A 992-nucleotide genomic window follows, 5' to 3' on the forward strand; every position below is an offset into this window, starting at 1 on the left:
ATCTACCCGTGAGAATGGAAAGAAGTTGAGTTCAGTTTTAAACTTTTATAAAAAAATAAAAAACTATCAATAAGAAGTGTAGAGCTGATAAGTTACCTAATGTCAAAATAAGGCATTAAGGACAGCGGTAAAATGTATTTTTGTTAAATTCGCAAATTTAATGAGAAAGATTTTTTAAAACTTGTCTAAATCCAGAGAATTTTTCCCAAAATGAGATTTTTCGCGATGTTTTAAGACGAATTAGTAAGCGAATTTACAGCTTTTAAAACCTCACATTTACATCGCACAATAGTTGGTATACATAATATATGAAAAAACTTACATTCTTATTACTGATTGTTTCTTCAACAGTTATAGCACAAACCGGTCCGGGAGGAGTTGGAAATGCTACAGGGTCTGCGGGTCAACCTGAAAATATTATTTGGCTTGATGCCGGAACTATAGGCCTGGCAGATGGGACAGATGTCAACACATGGACCGACATTTCAGGAAATGGTGTGGTCTTTTCGGCATCTTCTTCTGGGAACCTACCTGACTATGAAATTAATGAGGTTAACGGTTTGCCAGTGGTTGAGTTCAATGATGGAAATGCAGAGAGGTTAAATCTTAACCCATTTAACAATATGGCATCGGATGAAATAACAACTATCATCGTATTTGCCACGCCTAATACAGCAGAAGGTATTTTATCTTATGCTGTTACTGGAGAAAGTAATGAATATCTGATTTATGATGCAAACAATATCAGAACTTATGTAGGCAATGCAAATAACAATGGTGGGGACCTGAGTGATGGTGCTACAACTTTCAATATTTTTACCTCCAAATGGAATTCAGCAGGAGGAGTTTTAAATCATTATAAGAATGCTTCTAACATTAATTCTGCTACAATAGCAAGCGGAGATTTGATTACCAACGGAGGCTCACTTACGATCGGAGGTGAGCAAGATAATATTGATGGAGGCTATGCTACAAATCAGGATTTCAACGGT

Annotated in this window: 1 protein-coding gene; it reads left to right on the forward strand. The window is 36.1% G+C overall.

The window, feature by feature from the left end; translation table 11 throughout:
- Positions 1-308 precede the first annotated feature (308 nt).
- A partial coding sequence (locus E1176_RS00680) for a LamG domain-containing protein (RefSeq protein ID WP_222933038.1) occupies positions 309-992 on the forward strand: 684 nt, incomplete at its 3' end.

The sequence above is a fragment of the Fulvivirga aurantia genome, assembly GCF_009711475.1.
GTDB classification, from domain to species: Bacteria; Bacteroidota; Bacteroidia; order Cytophagales; family Cyclobacteriaceae; genus Fulvivirga; species Fulvivirga aurantia.